Origin of the sequence: Rahnella sp. ATs2, assembly GCF_051851855.1 — a bacterium.
GTDB classification, from domain to species: Bacteria; Pseudomonadota; Gammaproteobacteria; order Enterobacterales; family Enterobacteriaceae; genus Rahnella; species Rahnella variigena.
In genome coordinates this window covers 289779-310556 of the sequence record NZ_JBLYPL010000004.1, presented here as the reverse complement: position 1 = coordinate 310556, position 20778 = coordinate 289779, and the positions used below count along the sequence as shown (strand labels likewise).

20 protein-coding genes are annotated in these 20778 nt (G+C 51.2%); all 20 read right to left on the bottom strand.

Features of this window, described 5'->3' with window-relative positions:
* Positions 1 to 212: 212 nt before the first annotated feature.
* The 20 genes from ACJY2G_RS05925 to flgB all read right to left on the bottom strand — a co-directional run bounded on the left by ACJY2G_RS05925 (position 213) and on the right by flgB (position 20615).
* The gene (locus ACJY2G_RS05925; RefSeq protein ID WP_244220244.1) at positions 213 to 1592 is read right to left on the bottom strand and encodes a methyl-accepting chemotaxis protein; all 1380 of its coding nucleotides are present in this window, start codon (positions 1590 to 1592) and stop codon (positions 213 to 215) included.
* 357 nt (positions 1593 to 1949) lie between these two features.
* Entirely contained in the window at positions 1950 to 2456 is a 507-nt protein-coding gene (gene cheW, locus ACJY2G_RS05920; RefSeq protein WP_112287685.1) for a chemotaxis protein CheW, read from the bottom strand.
* A gap of 9 nt (positions 2457 to 2465) precedes the next feature.
* Complete coding sequence (cheA, locus tag ACJY2G_RS05915; protein WP_439291500.1) at positions 2466 to 4532, bottom strand: chemotaxis protein CheA; 2067 nt, start codon at positions 4530 to 4532, stop codon at positions 2466 to 2468.
* A gap of 2 nt (positions 4533 to 4534) precedes the next feature.
* Positions 4535 to 5509 (bottom strand): flagellar motor protein MotB, encoded by a 975-nt coding sequence (gene motB, locus ACJY2G_RS05910; RefSeq protein ID WP_113877441.1) that lies wholly within the window; start codon positions 5507 to 5509, stop codon positions 4535 to 4537.
* Positions 5506 to 6390 (bottom strand): flagellar motor stator protein MotA, encoded by an 885-nt coding sequence (gene motA, locus ACJY2G_RS05905; protein WP_112287688.1) that lies wholly within the window; start codon positions 6388 to 6390, stop codon positions 5506 to 5508. Before motA ends, motB begins: the two co-directional genes overlap by 4 nt.
* Before the next feature lie 128 nt (positions 6391 to 6518).
* Positions 6519 to 7082 carry a flagellar transcriptional regulator FlhC gene (gene flhC, locus ACJY2G_RS05900; protein WP_112287689.1) on the bottom strand — a complete coding sequence of 188 codons (564 nt, stop codon included), beginning with the start codon at positions 7080 to 7082 and terminating at the stop codon, positions 6519 to 6521.
* Between the two features lie 30 nt (positions 7083 to 7112).
* Complete coding sequence (gene flhD / locus ACJY2G_RS05895; RefSeq protein ID WP_369920668.1) at positions 7113 to 7460, bottom strand: flagellar transcriptional regulator FlhD; 348 nt, start codon at positions 7458 to 7460, stop codon at positions 7113 to 7115.
* A gap of 445 nt (positions 7461 to 7905) precedes the next feature.
* Positions 7906 to 8628: an RNA polymerase sigma factor FliA gene (locus tag ACJY2G_RS05890; RefSeq protein ID WP_113877438.1), complete on the bottom strand. Its 723-nt coding sequence runs from the start codon at positions 8626 to 8628 to the stop codon at positions 7906 to 7908.
* A gap of 192 nt (positions 8629 to 8820) precedes the next feature.
* Complete coding sequence (locus ACJY2G_RS05885; RefSeq protein ID WP_120163771.1) at positions 8821 to 10485, bottom strand: methyl-accepting chemotaxis protein; 1665 nt, start codon at positions 10483 to 10485, stop codon at positions 8821 to 8823.
* 71 nt (positions 10486 to 10556) lie between these two features.
* On the bottom strand, positions 10557 to 11474 hold the full coding sequence (flgL, locus tag ACJY2G_RS05880; protein ID WP_439291499.1) for a flagellar hook-associated protein FlgL: 918 nt from the start codon (positions 11472 to 11474) through the stop codon (positions 10557 to 10559).
* Positions 11475 to 11523: 49 nt separating this feature from the next.
* Complete coding sequence (gene flgK, locus ACJY2G_RS05875) at positions 11524 to 13161, bottom strand: flagellar hook-associated protein FlgK (RefSeq protein ID WP_439291498.1); 1638 nt, start codon at positions 13159 to 13161, stop codon at positions 11524 to 11526.
* Between the two features lie 121 nt (positions 13162 to 13282).
* On the bottom strand, positions 13283 to 14230 hold the full coding sequence (gene flgJ, locus ACJY2G_RS05870) for a flagellar assembly peptidoglycan hydrolase FlgJ (RefSeq protein WP_113877434.1): 948 nt from the start codon (positions 14228 to 14230) through the stop codon (positions 13283 to 13285).
* Entirely contained in the window at positions 14230 to 15291 is a 1062-nt protein-coding gene (locus tag ACJY2G_RS05865; RefSeq protein ID WP_238484712.1) for a flagellar basal body P-ring protein FlgI, read from the bottom strand. The genes flgJ and ACJY2G_RS05865 overlap by 1 nt, the downstream gene beginning before the upstream one ends.
* A 76-nt stretch (positions 15292 to 15367) precedes the next feature.
* Positions 15368 to 16108 (bottom strand): flagellar basal body L-ring protein FlgH, encoded by a 741-nt coding sequence (locus tag ACJY2G_RS05860; RefSeq protein WP_112287751.1) that lies wholly within the window; start codon positions 16106 to 16108, stop codon positions 15368 to 15370.
* A 160-nt stretch (positions 16109 to 16268) separates the two neighbouring features.
* Positions 16269 to 17051 (bottom strand): flagellar basal-body rod protein FlgG, encoded by a 783-nt coding sequence (gene flgG / locus ACJY2G_RS05855; RefSeq protein ID WP_120163767.1) that lies wholly within the window; start codon positions 17049 to 17051, stop codon positions 16269 to 16271.
* Between the two features lie 13 nt (positions 17052 to 17064).
* Complete coding sequence (locus ACJY2G_RS05850) at positions 17065 to 17820, bottom strand: flagellar basal body rod protein FlgF (protein WP_439291496.1); 756 nt, start codon at positions 17818 to 17820, stop codon at positions 17065 to 17067.
* Between the two features lie 11 nt (positions 17821 to 17831).
* Complete coding sequence (gene flgE / locus ACJY2G_RS05845; RefSeq protein ID WP_129639239.1) at positions 17832 to 19058, bottom strand: flagellar hook protein FlgE; 1227 nt, start codon at positions 19056 to 19058, stop codon at positions 17832 to 17834.
* Between the two features lie 44 nt (positions 19059 to 19102).
* Complete coding sequence (locus ACJY2G_RS05840) at positions 19103 to 19777, bottom strand: flagellar hook assembly protein FlgD (protein WP_120163765.1); 675 nt, start codon at positions 19775 to 19777, stop codon at positions 19103 to 19105.
* A gap of 11 nt (positions 19778 to 19788) precedes the next feature.
* Complete coding sequence (gene flgC, locus ACJY2G_RS05835) at positions 19789 to 20193, bottom strand: flagellar basal body rod protein FlgC (RefSeq protein WP_112287700.1); 405 nt, start codon at positions 20191 to 20193, stop codon at positions 19789 to 19791.
* Between the two features lie 8 nt (positions 20194 to 20201).
* Positions 20202 to 20615 (bottom strand): flagellar basal body rod protein FlgB, encoded by a 414-nt coding sequence (gene flgB, locus ACJY2G_RS05830; RefSeq protein WP_112287701.1) that lies wholly within the window; start codon positions 20613 to 20615, stop codon positions 20202 to 20204.
* Between the last annotated feature and the right edge of the window lie 163 nt (positions 20616 to 20778).

The window sequence follows — 20778 nt, the reverse complement described above, 5'->3', positions numbered from 1 at the left end:
CAGTTTGTAATACGCTAGTCAGTCATAGTGTAGTCAGTATCAAATCCCCCCGGTCTTCACGGACCGGGGGGATTTTTTATTGCCGGTAAGATCACAACAGTAAATAAGCTTAATAAAAAACATCAGCAATAAAAAAGGGCGACAGAATACTCTGCCGCCCTTTAATAATATTTATCAGTACTTACAGACGTTCTTTAATTAACGTTCCGGGTTCAGGCTTCCTGGCGTTCTGTTTCAGTATGGAAAACCGACACCATACTTTCCAGCTCACCGGTGCGTTCATCCATCATCACAGTTATCGCCGCTGATTCCTCAACTAACGCCGCATTTTGCTGGGTCACCACATCCATCTGGTTAATCGCCACTGCCACCTGCTGAATCCCCATGTTCTGTTCTTCAGAAGCCTGAGTGATATCCTGCATGATGTTGCTGACTTTACTGACAATTTCAACAATATCGCCAATCGTCTCTTTGGCCGTATCGACGCGTTTACTGCCCGCTTCGGTATCCTGTACCGAATGTTCAATCAGCCCGCGGATTTCTTTGGCGGCATCGGCGCTGCGTTGCGCCAGATTACGCACTTCGGTCGCCACGACGGCAAATCCACGCCCCTGCTCACCGGCACGCGCAGCTTCCACTGCGGCGTTCAGGGCGAGAATGTTGGTCTGACTGGCAATGCCGTCGATCACTTTGATAATGTTCGAAATCTGCGTGGCATGGCTGGCAATCGTGCCCATTGAGCGCACCACATCGACCATGATTTGTGAACCGCTGTCGGCCATCTGTTTGGCTTCGTTAGCAAGATGATTGGCCTCACGGGCATGTGCCGTATTGTTTTCGACCGTGGTTTTGATCTCTTCCATACTGGCCGCAGTCTGTTGCAGGGCGCTGGCCTGTTCTTCGGTTCGCGAAGACAAATCCTGGTTGCCATGGGCAATTTCTACCGCATTATGGCGCAGGTTGACCGCCACCCCCTTCACACCGGAAATGATATTCACCAGCGAAGCGCGCATTTCTTCAATGCTGCTGAACAGTTTACCCATTTCATTACGGCCATAATCCGGCACCTGGCTCGCCAGCTCTCCCTGACTGATTGCCGAGAAGATCGCGGAAGCTTCGGACAAACGGCTGATCACCATGCGGGTGATATAGCGCGAAAGTGAGACATACAAAATCACAAACAACACCACGACAATGGCGATTGTTATCCATAACAGGTCATGTAAAAAATCGGCTCTCTCTTTGTACTGAGTAGTGAGCTTATCGGCTACGGTGTAATAACTGCCGGTGACGGTTTCAAGCTCGGTGATCAAATCATCAGTCTTATCAATCACCGCGGCACTGCCATGAATATCTTTGAAGAACGTCATGTAGGTATCGGTGATCTGCATAAACAGCGCACCAGCCTTGTCTGATAACTCCTGCGTGTAGGCGTCAGCCTTTTTCTCTTTTACCCACTGATCAATGCTGCGACGGATATTACTGTTATGGGCATTAATGGCGGTAGCCCACTCATCTGATACCTGTTCATTAGATAAAGACGCGGCCTTAAGAAAAAGAACATTACCGCGCATCAGCATTAACTTATACATGGCCTGATCTAATAACTTCACCCGGCTGTTTAAGTTGGTAATATCCTGAAAATTACTGCGGGAGATATCCGATATTTTTAAACTTAATCCCGCAAGAAGGATAAATGAAAAGGCAATAACATAGAGATGGCCCTGGACCATTTTTCTAATACTGATTAATGATAACAAAATAAAGTTCCTGTTAAGTTTCATAACATGAATGTAATAAGCGGTTATGCTTGCTGGCATAATAAACACAGAAAGCCTGACTTTTTAAGAAAGGCTCTCTTGATATAAATAATCATTTTTGGGTTTGCAGCAGCTACTGGCAGACGGTTATTAGTTTGTGATTAAGAACCTGTCATTCAGAACCGGGCATTATTCGTAGGTGGCGTCCGCCATTTTTTCGACAATTTCCATTTCGTCACTGTTCAGCAGTTTTTCGATATCGACCAGGATCAGCATACGGTCATCGAGCGACCCCAGGCCCAGCAGATACTCTGTGGACAGCGTGACGGTGAAGTCCGGTGCGGGTTTGATCTGATCCGCTTTCAGGGAAAGCACGTCAGACACGCCATCAACGACAATGCCCACCACGCGGTTACACAGATTCAACACAATCGTGACGGTATTATCGTTAATTTCCGCAGACTCAAGCTGGAATTTCACCCGCAGATCTATAATCGGCACAATAACGCCGCGAAGATTAGTGATACCGACAATAAAGTCAGGTGAGTTGGCAATACGTGTCGCACGATCGCAGCCGCGGATCTCCTGAACTTTGAGGATCTCGATCCCGTATTCTTCATTACCTAATGTGAAAACCAGGTATTCCTGATCCACATTCTTTTCGCTAAATTGTTTTTCTGTTCCGGAAAAATGCATGAAATTACCTTACGCAGTAGGGACAAGTTGATTTTTTTTGGCGGCGATCTTTTTATTCTTACTCAGCGTTAAAAGAGCAACCACGTCGAGGATCAATGCGACGCTGCCATCGCCTAATATAGTAGCGGCGGAAATACCCGGCACTTTACGGTAATTAAGCTCAAGGTTTTTCACCACGACCTGATGCTGACCAATAAGCTGATCAACCAGCAAGGCATAGCGGCAACCCGCACTTTCCAGAATGACCGCAATGCCGTCACTGGCCTGGCGGATTTCACTTTCAATATTAAAGACCTGATGCAGCTCAATCAGCGGCAGATATTCGCCGCGCACTAACAGCATCTGTTCATCACCGGCCATATTGTAAAGCGCGCTTTCCGACGGTTTCAGGGACTCCATCACCGTGCCGAGCGGCAGGACATAGATTTCCTCGCCCACCCGGACAGACATGCCGTCGAGGATCGCCAGCGTCAGCGGCAGAATGATGCGGATAGTGGTGCCTTTATCCTGCTCAGAATGGATTTCGACATGACCGCCCATTGCCAGAATATTCCTGCGCACCACGTCCATCCCGACGCCACGACCTGAAACATCGGTGACTTTTTCTGCGGTAGAGAACCCGGCCGCAAAGATAAGCATCCAGATTTCTTTGTCGCTCCAGTTTTCACTGACCGCCAGCCCCTGCGAGTGCGCGCGTGCGAGGATCTTCTCGCGGTTAAGTCCGGCGCCATCGTCGATGACTTCAATCACAATGCTGCCGCCATGGTGTTCAGCGGACAGGATCAGATTACCTTTTGCCGGTTTGCCTTTCTCCAGTCGCACCTGCGCAGGTTCAATGCCGTGATCCAGACTGTTGCGCACCAGATGCGTCAGCGGATCAATAATGCGTTCGATCAGGCTTTTATCCAGCTCTGCCGATCCGCCGCGCAGTGTCAGTTCGATGTCTTTATTCAGTTTGCTGCCCAGATCATGAACCAGACGCGGGAAGCGGCTGAACACATATTCCATCGGCATCATGCGGATCGACATCACTGATTCCTGCAAATCACGCGCATTGCGTTCCATTTGCCCGATGCTGCTGATGAGGGTGTCGTGAAGGGTTGGATCCAGTACGCCGGAAAGCTGCGATAACATGGCCTGCGTGATGATCAGCTCGCCGACCTGATTAATGATTTGATCTACCTTTTCTACCGCCACACGCAGACTGTTGGACTCGGCAGGCTGTGCGCGTGGTGTGGCTTTAGGCTTTGTCGCGGGAGCCGGCGGCGCGGCGACGGCTTTTTCTGCCAGCGGTTTTTCTTCCGGCTGTGTGTCTTTCTGAGGCATTTCCTGCGCGGGAACGTCTTGCACAGGCGCCACGGAGGTTGCCGGTTTTGCGTTGCCTGCGGTAATCGTAATTTGTCCGGGTTCCAGCACAAAACAGAGTACCGCGAGAATATCGTCGGCACAGACGCCGGTCTGCAACGCAACCTCGAGCGAATCTTCACCCTGCTGATGACTCAGTACGTCGCCCAGATTAGCCAGTTCTTCCAGAAGCACGGTTTTATCTGACGCTGAAATCCCGCTCAGTCTGACGTTCAGCATCTCACCGCAGGTTTCAGTACTGACCGGAACCGGCTCGGCTACCGGTTGTTCAGCTGTTTGTTCAGCAGGTGCTTCTGCGGCAGACGCTGCTGACGTGGCGGACTGTTTATCTTCCAGTACAATTTGGCGGAGCGCTTCACAGATATAGCGGAAACTTTCCTGGTCAGGCTCTTGCGAGGATTTATACGCATCAAGCTGATCTTGCATAATATCTTTGCTCTCCAGAAACAGATTTATGATGGCGTCAGTGAGCGTCAGCTCTCCCCGTCTGGCGTCATCCAGTAAGTTTTCCATGATGTGCGTCGTTTCCTGCAGAACCGTAAATCCAAAGGTTCCTGCTCCTCCTTTAATCGAGTGAGCGGCACGAAAGATGGCATTCAGCATTTCCTTGTCGGGCGACATGAAATCCAGCTCCAGAAGGTGCCTTTCCATATCGGCCAGGAGCTCATCTGCCTCATCAAAGAAGGTTTGGTAAAAATCGCTGATATCCATTTTTAATGACCTTGTCCCTGAGAAGATTGCTGTAAAGGATTGACGACAACCGAACCGGCAGGCTCAGTCTCAACGCCGCCTGACATTTTTTTCAGTTCAGCTTTAATTTTCTCACTGCCCTGGTTGTCGGTGACCTGCTGCAAAACCGTATCCTCTTCCAGAATCGATTTTTCTTTATTCATGCTGAGAACCAGAATACTGATACGGCGGTTTACCGGGTCATCGGGACGCAGATTTTCCAGGCTCATCCTGTCAGCAGTACCAATGACGCGCAGGAATTTATTATCGGCCAGGCCACCGGAGACTAAGGCACGACGCGAGGCATTGGCACGATCCGAGGAAAGCTCCCAGTTGCCATAACCGGCTTCGCCGTTGGCATAAGGCAGAGAATCTGTATGCCCGGTCAGGCTGATACGGTTGGGCAGTTCATTGAGCACCGGCACCAGCGCCTGAAGAATGCCGCGCATATAAGGCTCCGGCGTTTTACTGCCGACTTTGAACATAGGCCGTTCCTGCGTATCGATGATCTGGATAAGCAATCCGTCATCGGTCAGGGAGAGGCGCAGGTTAGACTGGAAATCGCTCAGACGAGGATCGTTGTGGATCAGGCTTTCCAGTTTTTCATGGGCGCGTCGTAAATTTTGCGCGTTCTTTTGCCTGTCGAGCCGGGTGAGCGTTTGTTTGAATACCTCGCCGTCCTGCTTCATGAAATCATCCCCGCCGCCGGGTATCACGCTGCTGCTCAGACTGGCTTTATCCCCTTTGCCCATCGCCATTTTCAGCGGCATCTTGAAGTAATCCGCGATTTGTTCACGTTGCAAAGGGGTTGAGGATGACAGCAGCCACATCACCAAAAAGAAGGCCATCATGGCCGTCATAAAGTCTGCGTACGCAATTTTCCACGAGCCACCGTGATGGCCGTGTTTATGCTTTTTGCGCTTACGGACAATGATTACCGGACCGGGACTTTTGTTCATGATGGCGTGCTTTCCGAGCTGGCCGAGGACTTCGCTTCGCGCACATGTTCTTCAAGCTCAATAAAGGTTGGACGCTCACTGGAGAACAGCGTTTTACGCCCAAATTCCACCGCAATCTGCGGCGCATAGCCATTCATGCTGGAGAGCAATGTCACCTTGATGCATTGCAGCATTTTGATTTGCTCGGCGCTCTTTTGACGCAGCACAGAGGCCAGCGGCAAGACAAATCCATACGCCAGTAAAATACCGAGGAACGTTCCCACCATGGCGTGAGCGATAAGCTCACCCAGCTCGGCCGCCGGACGGTCAGCGGCCGCCAGCGCATTCACCACGCCCATCACCGCGGCAACGATCCCAAAAGCCGGGAAGGCGTCACCAATCACGTTCAGGCTGTTAGCCGGGACTTCATGTTCGTGTTCACAGGTTTCGATTTCCTCATCCATCAGCGCTTCGATTTCATACGAATTCATGCTGCCGCTTATCATCAGGCGCAGATAATCGACAACGAAATTCATCAGTGAGGCATCAGCCAGCAAACGGGGGTAAGCGGAGAAAATGGGACTGTTCTGCGGATCTTCAATGTCGCTTTCCAGGTTCATCATGCCGTTCTGTCTGGCTTTGGTCAGCAGCAGAAACATCATGGCCATCAGGTCCATATAAAGCGCTTTGGTGTAACGTGAACTTTGTAATAAATGAGGAAAGGCTTTCAGCGTGGCTTTAATGGATTTGCCGTTATTCCCGACAATAAATGCCCCCACACCTGCCCCCCCGATAATTAACAGTTCAGCCGGCTGATAGAGTGCGCCGAGCTGTCCGCCGGTTATCACGAACCCGCCAAAAACAGTGAGAATAACAACCACGTATCCAATAATGACTAGCACATGTGCTCCTTAAATAATTCAATATCCAGATCTTACCCATGTGTTCAGTAGCCATAAAATTGACATACGGGGAGGCCGTATCACATCGTGGCGACACCAGGTTTCAACAACATTTTTAACGGCTTATTTTAATTTGCCGCAGAACTGGCCGCGTGATCCGTTGAGGAATCGGCCACTTTGCACTTTTTAATGGCGCGCGAAGGCGGACTGCATAAGCTACAGGTAAAAGGATTCTTCGAGTGTTCACTCGTGACAACGAAACCGCCACCGCAAATACAACATTCTGTATGCTCTATAATTCCACAATCGATAAACCGTAATAACGTCCATGCGCGTGTTAAACCCAGTACAGGTTTTTCACCCGGAGGCGTCGGACATTGTTCCAGATATAAGCGATAGGCTTTCACCGTGGCTTCAATCGGGCGACAAGGTTCGGTTTTCTGTATATAAAGATGGATGTTATAGAACATAGATGAATGAATATTTTGCTCCCACGCCATAAACCAGTCTTCGGAAAACGGTAACATTCCTTTCGGGGGCGGACATCCTCTTAACTCTTTGTAAAGACGTAATAATCTTCTGCGACTTAAACTGGTTTCACTCTCCAGCATCTGCATACGGGCACCAAAGGAAATCAGCTGCATGGCAATCTGGACTTCTTTGATTTCTTGTAAAATACTTTTTTCGCTCATAACCACATTCTCCATTAATCCATTAATCCGTTAACCTGGTGTAGGGCTGTTCTCCGAGAGTGAGTTAAGCAGATTGGTGGATAAAATGATCCCTGTATGAATTTGCTGTAAGGCTTCGATACGTGAATCTTTCGTCAGGTTATCGATCACAATTTCGTTATCTACGCGCAGGCGACAAATTAACTGGTTGGTAGAGGCCAGTTTTATCAGTTGCGGCAGAGAAAGTTCTTTCAGTGCATCTATCGTTGCTTCAGTCAGCCCGAGGCGAAATCCTGCAGCAAACTTATCTTCTCTGATCAATTGCTGAGCCAGCAGCAGGTAAGAAAGGTTAATGTCATGAATTCTTTGAAGCTGTTCGTCAACGTTGTCTATATTCATTTTTTCGTTACTCGATCCTTTACGGATTGTCGGTGAAAGGACGTTAATTAATTCGTTGAAAATAAATAATTGAAGCTATAGGTTCAGCAATAACTACCACAAAAGAAGTAGTAAACTATTGATTATTTTTGTCATTACGACGGCTTTGTCATGATGACAAATAATGACATTTCCCCGGTCAGACTCCGCATTCAACCGGCAACATAAGAGTTGTCGCTGACAAATAGGGACTCCCCATCTTACCTCATATTTCAAAGTAAAAATGGCGCTGGAAATCATTATTTGAATAATAACGGTAATGACCTAAAAGCTCAACGCTTCAGAGCGAAAACCTCACTAAGAATTACTTTATCCTTGATATAAACCCCTATTTAATCGCTATACTATAAAAATTTACAAACGTCCTACATAATATTTAAACCGGGTAGGAAAATTCCTACACGCTTTATTTAAGCGCATCCATTCTGGCGCGAATTCGTTTGATCGCCTGGCTGTGTAACTGGCTAACCCTTGTTTCCGTGACACCCAAAATAATGCCCACTTCCTTCATGTTCAGTTCCTGCTGATAATACAAATTCAACAACACCTGCTCACGTTCCGGAAGTTCTTTAATCAGCTGGCTCACTTGTTTCGCCAGCTTGCCTTTCATTAATTCATGTAATGGATTGAGCATCTCATGCTGTGCGCCCGGCTGCTCAACATCACTGACGGATTCTTCCTGTAACTCTTCCAGAGAATAGAACTGGCTGCTGTTAGTATCCACTAACATCTGCTGGTATTCTTCCAGCGAAATCCCCATAAAGGCAGCCACTTCCGCCTCTGAAGCGATACCGCCGGTCTGCTGCTCAATCTCCCTAATGGCGGCAGAAATTTCTCTGGCATTAGTGCGGACCCGCCGGGGAACCCAGTCGCGATCGCGTAATTCATCTATCATCGCCCAGCGCACACGTTGAGTGACATAGGTACTCATGCCGATCCCTTTCTTGGGGTCGAACTGGTCAATGGCCGTCAGCATCCCGATTGCCCCAGCCTGAATGAGGTCATCCAGCTCTACGCATGCGGGTAATCTGGCCTGTAACCGTAGTGCTTCGTGACGAACTAAATAACGGTATTTCAACCACAACTCGTCCTTTTGCACCACTCCATCATGGGTGTAAATACCATTCACAATTACGATATCCGGCGTATAAAAGGGATAACAATTATTAAGGAATAATCTGAAATCATATAGCCTGATAAGACCGAATTATATTGCGCAATCCGGCTGTTAAATTTCGATCATCCGCCCGAAATCATCACGCTCTGAATTATCACTACCGATATTTGTAAATTAATTAAAATTATAATCGCTGAGATTGATTTAAAACGTCTCCCATTCTTCTTCCTGTAACGCCGGGATAATTTTGGGTGTCACTTTGTTACCGGTGGTACTGGCCGTATAAGAGGCTGTCTTTATTTTTTGTTCTCCGTCAGCGGTAACGTCCTTCTCATTGAGAGAAAATTTCCCGACGATTTTTTCCAGAGATTCCGTTTGTGCTTCGAGATTACTGGATGCCAGCGCGGCTTCTTCTACCATCGATGCGTTCTGCTGCGTGACATGATCCATTTCATTGACGGCCTGGGCAATCTGATTAATCCCGGCACTTTGCTCATCAGAGGCTGACGCTATTTCACCCATAATATCGGTGACCTGGGTGACGGAATTAACAATCTCCTTCATTACCCTTCCGGCCTGTTCCACCTGCTGAGAACCGGTGCTCATATTATTGACACAGGTGGTGATCAGCTGGCTGATCTCTTTTGCCGCATCCGCACTGCGTTTTGCCAGATTGCGCACTTCACTGGCCACAACGGCAAAACCACGCCCCTGCTCTCCGGCTCTGGCCGCCTCAACCGCGGCATTCAGCGCCAGTATATTGGTCTGGCTGGCAATGCTGTCGATGACATGGTTGATGTCAGCAATCTGCCGGGAGCTTTTGGTGATCTCCTGCATGATCCCATCAAGGTCAGACACCACATTGCCACCTTTGTGCGCGTTACTGCTCGCACCTTCGGCCAGCTGACGCGCGGTATGTGCATTGTCGGCATTATGACGCACGGTGGTTTTCAGCTCTTCCATGCTGGCCGCCGTTTCCTGCAACGCCGATGCCTGTTCCTCAGTGCGGGCAGAGAGATTGTTATTACCCTGCGCAATTTCCTGAGCATTCAGGTAAATCTGCTTAACGCCCTGCTGCACGCCGGACACGGTTTCCGTCAGGGAAAGACGCATACTTTCCAGTTCTGCCAGCATCAGCCCCAGTTCATTCGGATTACCGGTTTCAATTTTCTGACGCAGATCACCGCTGGCAATCATCCTGATCGAACGGGAAGTTTGTTCCATCCGCAGCACCAGCGCGTGGCGCACCCAGATACGGTTGGTCACCGTCACGGCAACCGATATCAGCAGGACAATGACAGCCATAATGATCATGTTGTGATAATCGCGATCCGCCTGATCGATGTATCCCTGGTTCTGCCGGGCTGAAATCGCGGCATAGGTGTCGATTTTATCCCGCAGCGACATGCGCTCATTCCATTCCTGATCCAGCGCGTCAGGTAGCTGAGCCGGGTCAGCGATGTAACGGAGTTTGTCCCGCGACAGGCTGAGCACTTTTTCAAATTGTTTGCTCAGATCACCGGCAGCCTGTTTTTCCTCTTCCGAATTAAACGGCGTCGCCATAAAAGCTTTAATATTGGTTTCCGCCTGCGCGAAAATCCCCTGAACGGTCGTGACTGCCTCAGGATTTACCTGACGATGCAGACTGGTTTCCAGCATCAGGGCGTTCACATGCGCCAGGCCGCCGTTGAGATTAAAGACGGCATGTTGCATCTCAGTGGTGTTGTCCACAGAGGTGGCCATGCGGGCGAAGTTGCTTTTCGCTGACATCGCATTCATCAGACTCAGTCCGGCAATCACCACGATAAACAACGCCAGCGTCGCGATAATGCCGGTAATGCCTGTCGAGATCTTTAATCCTTTAAACATACTGCCCCTCATACGACATCGTAATAACGCAGTGATCGCGCGGATGCTGCCGTTCTCAGTCATGCACGGATTTACATGTTAAAAATATTCATCTTCTGCATGGTCTGGAAAACCATCATTGAGGCATTCAGGCTAAATTCGGCCATTTTTGACTGACTCACCAGCGTGATAAACGTGGAATAATCAGACCCGACAGTCTCTTGCAGGCTGCTTTCCACGTTGATTTGCTGAACCATTGACGTGGCGTTCAGGGCGTCAATTTGCTGAAGATTGGTCCCGACTTCTGCCTGAATCCGCCCTAAATTATCGATGCCTTTTTTGATGGACACGTTCACGCCATCCAGCGTCTTTTGCAGGGCTTCGCGTCCCGCGTCATCAGTAATCGGGGTATTGAGTGCAGCAATGGCGCTGTCGAGCTGGGCAAGCAGGTCGTCCGGCGTTCCGCTCATAAACACGTCACTGCCGGTGTGTCCGACCTGCATTTCCGTGCTGTCAGCCACAATCTGCGTCATGGCCGTATTGCCGCCAATGTAGGTGCCGTCTTTTTCGAACGGCGCGGTTCCGGTGTTATAACCGGCGAAAACGTAGCGGCCATTGCTGTTTTTGGCATTGCCCAGATCCAGCATGTTGTCGCGGATCCCCTGCAGTTCCGTCGCCACCGCCTGACGGTCAGCATCAGACATCGTACCTTTGCCTGCCGCTACGATTTTTTCACTTAGGTTCTTGGTCAGAATATTACCCAGCGAGTTGAGGGTATTATCTTCAAAGTTCAGAGCGTCTTTCGCAAAACCACGGGCCGAATCAAACTGCTTCATATTCCCCAGAGAGTTCTGGTACATGATGGCCTGCGCCGCACCTGACGGGTCATCAGAAGGGTTCAGCAACCGCTGACCTGCGGATAAACGCATACTGATACCGTTAGCGGTATTCATCGAACTGGAGAGGCTGTTGATATTGTTTTGAAACATATACTGAGTGCTAAGGCGCATCACAATCATCCTTAATAGCGTGCCACGCTGCCCGTGACACATTCACGGGTTAGCGGAGACTCAACAGAGTGTCAAAAAGTGTGTTCGCGGCCTGCAACACTTGTGCATTGGCCTGATAATACTGGGTGTACATCTGGATCTTGACCGACTCTTCCATCAGATCCACGCCGGAAACCGACTGCTTTTCCAATTCGATAGCGGCGGTGGCTTTGGACGTTGTTTCGTTATCTGCCTTAAGCGCGGTCATGGAAGAACCGACGGAGCTGACCAGACTGGAATAGGCTTCGGTGAGCGTGCCGTTGCCAATCAGCGTTTCGGTCTTGATCGCCAGCATATCCTTGATGTTTTCGTTATTGCTCTCTTCGCCGCTTTTACTCGATGCTGCGATCTGGTCGCCTTTGGTAATAGCCACGCTGAGCTTTCCGGCCGCGCCCGCTGTCGGGTTCATCACGAAACTGTCACCCGGCTGAGGCGTTCCCTGCGGTTTGATGGACACCCCTTCAAACTCCAGTTCGCCGTTAGTGCCGACAGTCGGGTTGATGGTTCTGCCATCTGCCGTGGTCACTTCCCAGTCGGTATCGTTCGGGCCTTTGAAGGTTAAGGTGTAATCCTCTGACTTCACTTTGCTGATATCGGAGAAGGACACGTCCAGCGAGCTGTCGCCGGTATTTCCACGGTTTGCCAGTGCGGTCGGGTCAGCAATATTGAAAATGTTACCGCCCGGATTGCCGTCGAGATCGAACCCTGCGGCATTGACCTCGTTGAAGCGGTTAGCCATTTGCAAAGCCAGCTGGTTCAGCTGGTTACGGGCTTCGACCAGATCTTCATTGCGGAATTTAAATAATCCGCCCAGCTTGCCGCCGCTCATTTTGTCTTCATCAAGCAGCATTTTGTTGCCTGAGGCATCGACGTAAGCCACAACCGTTTTGGAAGGATCTTCAGCGGAAACCGACGCTTCAAGCGCGTAAGAGCGGTTGCCGTTCACCAGCGGCATACCGTTGGACAGCGTCACGTCCACACGACCCGTGGTGGTGTTTTCGTTGACCTTGATGCCCACCTGCGTGCTCAGGCGTTCTAACAATGCATCGCGCTGATCGAGCAGATCAGCCGGAAGATCGCCGGTGCGTCCGTGGATCTTGGCGATTTCGTCATTGAGTTTTGCGAGCTGTTTGGCATCGGCGTTGATGTCAGAAACACTCTGAGAAATTTGGGTGTTGGTGCTTTTTTCCAGCCCGTTGAGGGTATTGCTCTTGGTATTGAACTGGTAAGAAATCGCCTTGAACTGGGATAAAGCTCCCTGACGCGCAGCCTGACTGACCGGATCGGCGCTCATTTCCTCAAGCGATTTAAAGATGCTGTTCAGCGATGTGGAGATGTTGCTGGTGTCATCACCCAGCATATTATCAATCTGGGTCAGCTGCTGATAACGCCCGACCTGGCTTGATGATTCTGTGTACGCGCCGCGCAGCTGGTTATTCACAAATCCGTTATAAGCGCGCTGAACGCCATTCACCTGAACCCCGTAACCGAAGTAGCCGGAACCGGTGGTTCTGCCGCCCGCTTCGCCCAGAATAATACTCTGTCGGCTGTAGCCTGGCGTTAAGGCATTGTTCATATTGTTGCCCACGACATTCATCGCTGCCTGAGCTGAGCTGAGCCCGCTCTGAGCCAGATTAAAAAGATTCATAAATCACCAACATTGTGTTCTTGGCTAAAGTTGTTAGCGCCTTTGTCCAGAATTATTCTCTAGGAAAATTCGCACCTGTTTAATCTATCGGTACTTCGAAAATAAACTAAAACGCCGAAAGCTAAAAAATTGAAGAAAGATCGGTTTTATAGGCATTCACGCCCTGACTGATATTTCCTTTCACCTGATTAATGATGTTGATCAATTTTTTCGCATACGCAGGATCGGTGGCATATCCGCCTGACTGCAGGGCGTGCGCCGCCCTTTCCGGTGAACCGGAACGCGCAACATTTTGATAACGTGGATTATTCGTCAGAAGAGACGTGTAATCGGCCAGCGCTTCAGAATAAGACGGATATACGCGAAACGCGGCTTTGACCTTTTGCGCCGTGCCGTTGACAAACTCGGTGGTGGTTATTTCTGTCGATTCACCTTTCCAGTCCGGCGTGGCTTTTATTCCGAATAAGTTATGACTTGGTTTACCATTTGTTGTGGTAATTTCTTTATTTCCCCAGCCTGACTCCAGCGCCGCCTGGGCAATTATCAGCTGATGAGGAATACCACTTTTCTTCGCTGCCGCTATTGCCGGTTCAAGCATCCGGGAAATAAAGTGGCTGTTTTTCTCTGTTCCCCGGGAATATTGCGCCGCGCTCAGGCTTTCAGATGTCATCTGCTCAGACCGGCTCAGCGGGACGCGGGACGCATACCCGCCGCCGTTGAGCACATAAGGTGCCGGAGCAACACCGGGTGTATTCGTCACCGGCGTCACTTCTCCCCCCATTTGTCTGACCATCAGGTCGGCAAACCCCATTTTGCTTTGTGAGGCAATGTCCTGAGAGATCTGCTGGTCATACATGGAGGTGAACATATCCGACTGCTGGCTGTTCAGCAGGCCATCCTTAAAAGAGGCGTCGCGCATACTTTTAAGCATCATCTGGATAAACATGCCTTCCATCTGCTTAGCCGCCGCTTTGATCCCTTCCTGCGAATTACTTTTAACTTCGCGCTTCAGGGCATCAAGGCCGCGGACATCAAACGCCGCACCGGAAGTCAGCGGAGAGCTGCTCATCAGTTGGTCTCCAGTTTGGCACGCAGACAACCGGCACTTTTCATCGACTGCAAAATCGACATCAGATCGTTAGGCGTCGCGCCCAGGCTGTTCAGCGCACGGACCACGTTATTGAGATCAGCACTGGTATTCACCCGTTGCAGCGAACCATTTTGCTCACGTACGGAGATCTGCGTATTCGGTGTCACCACCGTCTGACCGCCGCCGAAAGGTGTATCCGGCTGACTGACCTGATTGCTGCGCGAGACTTCGACGGTCAGATCACCCTGCGCCACCGCACAAGCGTCCAGCGTCACATGGCGGTTCATCACCACCGAACCGGTGCGGGAGTTGACGATCACTTTGGCATCCATAATGCCGATACGGATCGGGATGTTCTGCACATCGGCCAGGAAGCGCACTTTGGCGGCACTGCCGGACGGGGCAAACAACTTCACGGTGCGCGAGTCTTCCGCGACGGCGGTTGAACCCCCGAAACGGCGGTTAATCTCATCACTGATCTGCTGGGCGACGGTGAAATCATCATCATTAAGTTGCAGGCGCAGCGTATTTTCCTGAGCAAAACTGGCCGGCACTTCACGTTCTACCGTGGCGCCGCCGCTGATGCGCGCGCCGTTAAGCTGATTGGTCTGCACACGGCTGCCGCCGCTTTGCGCCCCCGCACCGGAGACCAGTAAATTCCCCTGCGCCAGCGCATAAATTTGGTTATCTACACCCTTGAGTGGCGTCATTAATAATGTGCCGCCACGCAGGCTTTTCGCGTTACCCAGCGAAGACACCACGACATCGATTTTCTCGCCCGGCCGTGCGAAAGGAGGCAAATCAGTGGTCACCATCACAGCCGCCACATTTTTCAGCTGCATGTTGGTACCTGCGGGCACGGTGATCCCCAGCTGGGACAACATATTGCTCAGGCTTTGCGTGGTGAAAGGCGTTTGCATGGTCTGGTCGCCGGTGCCGTCAAGGCCGACCACCAGACCGTAACCCATCAGGGAATTGCTGCGAATACCCTGAATCGACGTTAAATCGCGAATACGCTCTGCCTGTACATTCTGCGGCATGATGAAAATCAGGCCACAGAACAGTGTCAGGCACAGCGAGAGAAATGAAGTTTTCATAACTGTCGTCTGTTAACCATTAATAAGGGGATAAATTCAGGAACAGACGCTGCAACCAGCCCATCTGTTGCGCTTCGTTGATGTAGCCGTTACCGACATATTCGATGCGGGCGTCCGCCACCTGAGTGGAGATAACCGTGTTACTGCTGCTGATGGTTCGCGGGTTAACCACACCGGAGAAACGGATGAACTCCGTTCCCTGATTGATGGCGATTTGCTTCTCGCCTACGACTTTCAGGTTGCCGTTTTCCAGCAGTTGCTGAACGGTGACGGTGATCGTGCCGCTGAAGGTGTTTTTCGCCGCGGCGCCGCCTTTGCCGGAGAAATCATTTTTGCCACTGATCGAGGTCGCTGCGCGGTCACCGCCCAGTAAACCGGCCAGCATACCGGGCACCGCATCAACAGAAAGGTCGGTGGATCCGCCACGGTTGGCATTGGCCGAAGAACTTTTGCTGGCGCTGACATTTTCCTGCAGCACAATGGTCAGCGTGTCGCCCACGTTGCGGGGTCTGCGGTCTTCAAACATCGGCTGATAGCCGTAGCTCATCGCCTGCCCGGTTTGAAATACAGACCCGTTAGCGGTAGTGGTGGCTGCCGCCGCCGGACTGGCTGTCGTGACGCCATCGACTAAAGGTTTGTGAGGAAGATAAGCGCATCCCGTCAGAAGCAACGTCAGCGCACCGGCCGCGATCAGCTGGCTGGCGGCACGTGTGCGGTTCGGCAACAGGACGGGATACAGAGAAGAAAGCTGGTTTTTCATTTCATCCACTACAGGCTTAAGCAGCCATAAAGCGGCCCCCGTCTGCAGGACAGAGGCCGGGCGTATGGGTGCTTTGAGGCTTCTAAATACGATTAAGGTTTAAAAACGATTCAGGTCTAAACAGGAGTCAGGTTTAAACAGGATTCAGGTTCAAACAGAATTAAAGTTGTGTGAGGCGTTGCAACATCTGGTCGGACGTTGAAACGGCTTTACTGTTAATTTCGTAGGCTCGCTGAGTCTGGATCATGTTGACCAGCTCTTCCGCCACGTTAACGTTTGAGGTTTCGACATAGCCCTGTTTCAGGGTGCCGCCCCCGTTCAGACCGGGCGTTGTTTCATTCGGCGCGCCGGAAGCCTGGGTTTCGCGGTAAAGGTTTTCACCGATACTTTCCAGACCGGAATCATTGATGAACGTGCTTAACGTCAGCTGCCCGACCTGTTGCGGCGCAGTCTGTCCCGGTACGGTGACGCTCACGATGCCGTCCTTGCCGACGGTCAGGGTGTCAGCATCTTGCGGAATGGTGATCGCAGGCTGAACCTGATACCCGCTGGCGGTGACCAGCTGACCGTTCTGATCAAACTGGAATGACCCGTCGCGGCTGTAACCGGTGGTGCCATCGGGCAACAGCACCTGGAAGAACCCGTGACCTTCGATCGCCACATCCTTACTGTTATTGGTTTGCGTCAGGCTACCCTGGCTGTGAATACGCTCGGTCGCCACGGGACGAACACCGGTACCTAACTGCAAACCGGAAGGAATGGTGGTCTGCTCGGAAGACTGAGCACCGGGCTGGCGCAGGGTCTGATAAAGCAAATCTTCAAACACCGCACGCTGGCGTTTGAAACCGTTGGTGCTCACGTTTGCCAGGTTATTGGAGATGACATCCATGTTGGTCTGTTGTGCTTCAAGACCTGTTTTGGCAATCCATAAAGAACGGATCATGCTGAATTTCCTCTTAGCCCATGCTCAGTAGCTGGTTAGCTTTCTTTTCATTGTCATCCACTGCACTGATGACTTTCATGTTCATATCAAAGCCGCGCGCGGTCGCAATCATGTCCACCATCGATTTGGCGGGATTGACGTTGCTGCTTTCCAGCGCGCCCGGGATCAGCTGTAAATCAGGATCCGCAGGGAGCTGAGCCAGCCCGGCGTTTGGCGATTGTGGAGAGATATGGAACAACCCGTCATCGCCGTGCGTCAGATCCTGAAGGGGTGAATTCACCATCTTCAGCCTGCCCACCTGCGCCAGCGCGGTCGGTTCATCACCGGCACCGAGTGCGGTGATCGTCCCGTCCGGCGCAATGGTCAGCTCAGACTGCGGTGGCACGTTAATCTGGCCACCGTCGCCGAGAACCGGCATTCCTCTGATGCTCAGCAGACCTTCGCTGTCGACGGCAATATTGCCCGCGCGGGTGTAAGCCTCAGTGCCGTCCGGCAATGCGACCGCCAGCCAGCCATTTTGTGGCAGGACAACGTCGAGATTGCGTCCGGTCTGGTTGATGGCGCCCATCGAATCGTCGTGGTAAGGCGTGGATTCCGTCACCAGCGTACGGGTGGCGACGGACGGACCATTTACCGGCACAGCGCGGAAAGCCGCGAGCTGTGCCCGAAATCCGGTCGTGGTGGCATTCGCCAGGTTATTTGACGTGACGGCCTGACGGTTGAGGGCGGCATTTGCCGCGCCCATGGCGGTATATATTGCGCGATCCATAGCAGCAGCCTTTAGCCCAGATTAGCCAGGATCTGAAGGAGTTCAGACTGGGTTTTGATGGTCTGCGAGTTGGACTGATAGTTGCGCTGATAGACGATCATGTTGACCATCTCTTTGCTCAGATCCACGTTGGAAGACTCAAGCTTGTTGCCCAGCAGGTTCCCCAGATTCCCGGTGCCGGCCACGCCGGTAGAAGGCTGACCAGATTCCGGCGTTTCTGCCCAGGTGTTGTCACCTTTGGACGTCAGACCGCCCGGGTTGGTGAAGTTTGACAGCACCACCTGACCGATAAGCTGTGACTGACCGTTGCTGTAGCTTGCAATCACCTGACCGTTATCACCGACCATATAGCCGTTCATCATACCCGGCGCGTAACCGGTGGTGGTCGGGCTGCCCATGTCCGTATCCGACGCCTGCTGGGTCATTCCGTCCATATCCAGATCGAAATTCAGCGGTGCGCCGCCGTTATAACCGGCACCCTGAATGCTTAATTTCGCCGGGTTGGTGGTCAGCTGACCTGCGGTATCGAAAGATAAACCGAGTTCCTGATAGACCGGCTCACCCTGATCATTCAGATTTGGCGAGGTGGTATCACTGGAATAGGCTTTCCATTCGTTGTCACCGGTTTTGACGTAATACACGTTAATGGTGTGCTTGTTACCGAGGCTGTCGTAGGCATCCAGCTGAGTGACGGAGTTGTAGCTTTTATTATCCGCAGGGTCGAACGGGTTAGCGGTCTGATCGATGACCTTGCTGCCCGAATCCAGGTTGCCTTTCAGGGTACCGGCGTCAGAAGCGCGCGCGGGCATCTGACCATTTGGGATCTGAATCGGGCCGACAGCCGCACCCGGCTGAATGGCTGGCGGGTTTCCGGTGGCCTGATAACCGGTCAGGAACATGCCCTGGTTGTTGACGATATAACCGTTTTCGTCCTGTTTGAACTGTCCGTTACGGCTGTAGAAAATGCTGCCGGATTCACTGGCCAGACGGAAGAAACCGTTGCCTTGGATACCCATATCCAGATCACTGTTACCCATCCCGAGTACGCCATCGCTGAAGTTCTGGTTTACTGAGGAAACCTGTACACCCATACCGATTTGAGAACCGGCAAAGACATCAGCAAACGCAATGGAGCCGGATTTGAAGCCCACTGTCTGGGAGTTCGCAATGTTATTACCGACCACATCGAGGGCCTGAGAAGCTGCGGTTAATCCGCTGAGACCTTGTGAAAAACTCATTGTTATTCTTCCTGAACACTAATAAATGAAATATGAAGACCTGATCACTCAATCAAATACACTTTGCCAATCGGCGCGGTTCCGTCCAGCCCCAGCTGGAGCTGAGCGCCGCCATTGGTGAAGGACACACTTTCAACGGTGCCTTTTTTCAGTGACGTGACTTTTGGCACACTGCCGTTTTCGTTGGAGGCGGTGAAAGTCACCTTAAAGATGCTGGTCTCATCAACGGTCGGATCGGAGGGCTTAAAGTTATCCAGATCGTCCAGTGAATACTTATTGGGACCGGCTTTTGCCCCTTTCACATCCGCGGTATAGGCGTTGCCCTGCTCATCCGTCAGGGTGACGGTCACCTTGTCGGCATCCGAATCGAGGCTGAAGCCGAAATCTTTATTCCCGCCTTCTTTGTTGGAAACGGTCGAATCGCCTTCGATATACACGGTGCGTCCGACCCATTGCGCGGCGTTCATCTGTTGCATGCTGTTGACGATCAGACCCACGTCACCCAGGGTGCTGTTAAGCTTCTCGACGCCCGCGGCGGTGTTAAATTGCGCCAGCTGAGAGGTCAGCTGGTTGTTATCCATCGGATTAGTGGGATCCTGGTTCTGCATCTGCGCAACCAGAAGTTCCATGAAACTCTGCGACAGGTCAGCCGCGCTGCTGCCCGTGCCTGTCGACGTCGGGGAAGATGAACCATTATTCATTACCGGTGAAACAGCCATGGCGTTGTCCCTTATTGGCCCAGCGTTAATGTTTTCAACATCATCGATTTGGCCGTGTTCATCACTTCAACGTTGGCCTGATAACTGCGGGAGGCAGAAATAGTGTTCACCATTTCATTCACCACATTCACATTGGGCATGCGGACATAACCCTTAGCATCCGCCAGCGGATTTGACGGCTCATACACCAGACGATCCGGCTCATTACTTTCCACCACATCGCTGACGCGAACGCCGCCAATTTCCTGACCCGGCGCACTGTTCACCTGAAATACCACCTGACGGGCGCGGTAAGGCTGACCATCCGGCCCGACGACGCTGTCGGCGTTGGCCATATTGCTGGCGCTGACGTTCAGACGTTTAGACTGGGCCGCCATAGCGGAACCTGAAATATCAAAAATACTCATCGTAGACATGACAATAATTAACCCTGGCCAATGACACTCATCATGCCTTTAATTTGCCCACCCAAAACGGTCAGGCTGGTCTGATATTTCATGTTGTTATCAGCAAAACTGATACGCTCACGATCCATATCAACAGTATTTCCATCAGCACTTGGCTGATCGGGAATACGATAAAGCAGCTGTCCGTTATCTATTGCTGGTGCCACAGCGGGAATATGCGATCCTGACGTTAATGACAAGGTCAGAGGACCCTGTGCCGGCGTATTTCTTTCCACCGCACTTTTTAACTGTTCAGAGAAATCAATATCCCGGGCTAAATATCCCGGCGTATCGGCATTAGCAATGTTAGAAGCCAATATATTCTGACGTTGAGTCAGTAAGCCCAGCGCTTCCTGCTGGAAACGTAGCGCATTATCGAGTTTATCAAGCATGAAGAAACAACCCTCTGCCTTATGAAAATTAACTCATACATTCTATTGGCGAATGATTCAATTTTATACTGTGATGATATGACAAAAACAAGCGCATTTAGCGGGATGGATTTTTCGTGCTTATTTTCACAAAGCAATCCATTAAATTGGCTTCACAAACTCG

Coding starts and splice junctions, on each gene's coding strand:
- ACJY2G_RS05925 (WP_244220244.1), bottom strand. CDS start 1,592: ATGTATAAGTTAATGCTGATGCGCGGTAATGTTCTTTTTCTTAAGGCC.
- cheA (WP_439291500.1), bottom strand. CDS start 4,532: ATGGATATCAGCGATTTTTACCAAACCTTCTTTGATGAGGCAGATGAG.
- ACJY2G_RS05885 (WP_120163771.1), bottom strand. CDS start 10,485: ATGTTTAAAGGATTAAAGATCTCGACAGGCATTACCGGCATTATCGCG.
- ACJY2G_RS05840 (WP_120163765.1), bottom strand. CDS start 19,777: ATGGCTGTTTCACCGGTAATGAATAATGGTTCATCTTCCCCGACGTCG.
- ACJY2G_RS05860 (WP_112287751.1), bottom strand. CDS start 16,108: ATGAAAAACCAGCTTTCTTCTCTGTATCCCGTCCTGTTGCCGAACCGC.
- flhC (WP_112287689.1), bottom strand. CDS start 7,082: ATGAGCGAAAAAAGTATTTTACAAGAAATCAAAGAAGTCCAGATTGCC.
- cheW (WP_112287685.1), bottom strand. CDS start 2,456: ATGCATTTTTCCGGAACAGAAAAACAATTTAGCGAAAAGAATGTGGAT.
- flgG (WP_120163767.1), bottom strand. CDS start 17,051: ATGATCCGTTCTTTATGGATTGCCAAAACAGGTCTTGAAGCACAACAG.
- flgJ (WP_113877434.1), bottom strand. CDS start 14,230: ATGAGCAGCTCTCCGCTGACTTCCGGTGCGGCGTTTGATGTCCGCGGC.
- ACJY2G_RS05850 (WP_439291496.1), bottom strand. CDS start 17,820: ATGGATCGCGCAATATATACCGCCATGGGCGCGGCAAATGCCGCCCTC.
- flgL (WP_439291499.1), bottom strand. CDS start 11,474: ATGCGCCTTAGCACTCAGTATATGTTTCAAAACAATATCAACAGCCTC.
- ACJY2G_RS05865 (WP_238484712.1), bottom strand. CDS start 15,291: ATGCCGCAGAATGTACAGGCAGAGCGTATTCGCGATTTAACGTCGATT.
- flgB (WP_112287701.1), bottom strand. CDS start 20,615: ATGCTTGATAAACTCGATAATGCGCTACGTTTCCAGCAGGAAGCGCTG.
- flhD (WP_369920668.1), bottom strand. CDS start 7,460: ATGAATATAGACAACGTTGACGAACAGCTTCAAAGAATTCATGACATT.
- motB (WP_113877441.1), bottom strand. CDS start 5,509: ATGAACAAAAGTCCCGGTCCGGTAATCATTGTCCGTAAGCGCAAAAAG.
- flgC (WP_112287700.1), bottom strand. CDS start 20,193: ATGTCTACGATGAGTATTTTTGATATTTCAGGTTCCGCTATGGCGGCC.
- flgE (WP_129639239.1), bottom strand. CDS start 19,058: ATGAGTTTTTCACAAGGTCTCAGCGGATTAACCGCAGCTTCTCAGGCC.
- flgK (WP_439291498.1), bottom strand. CDS start 13,161: ATGAATCTTTTTAATCTGGCTCAGAGCGGGCTCAGCTCAGCTCAGGCA.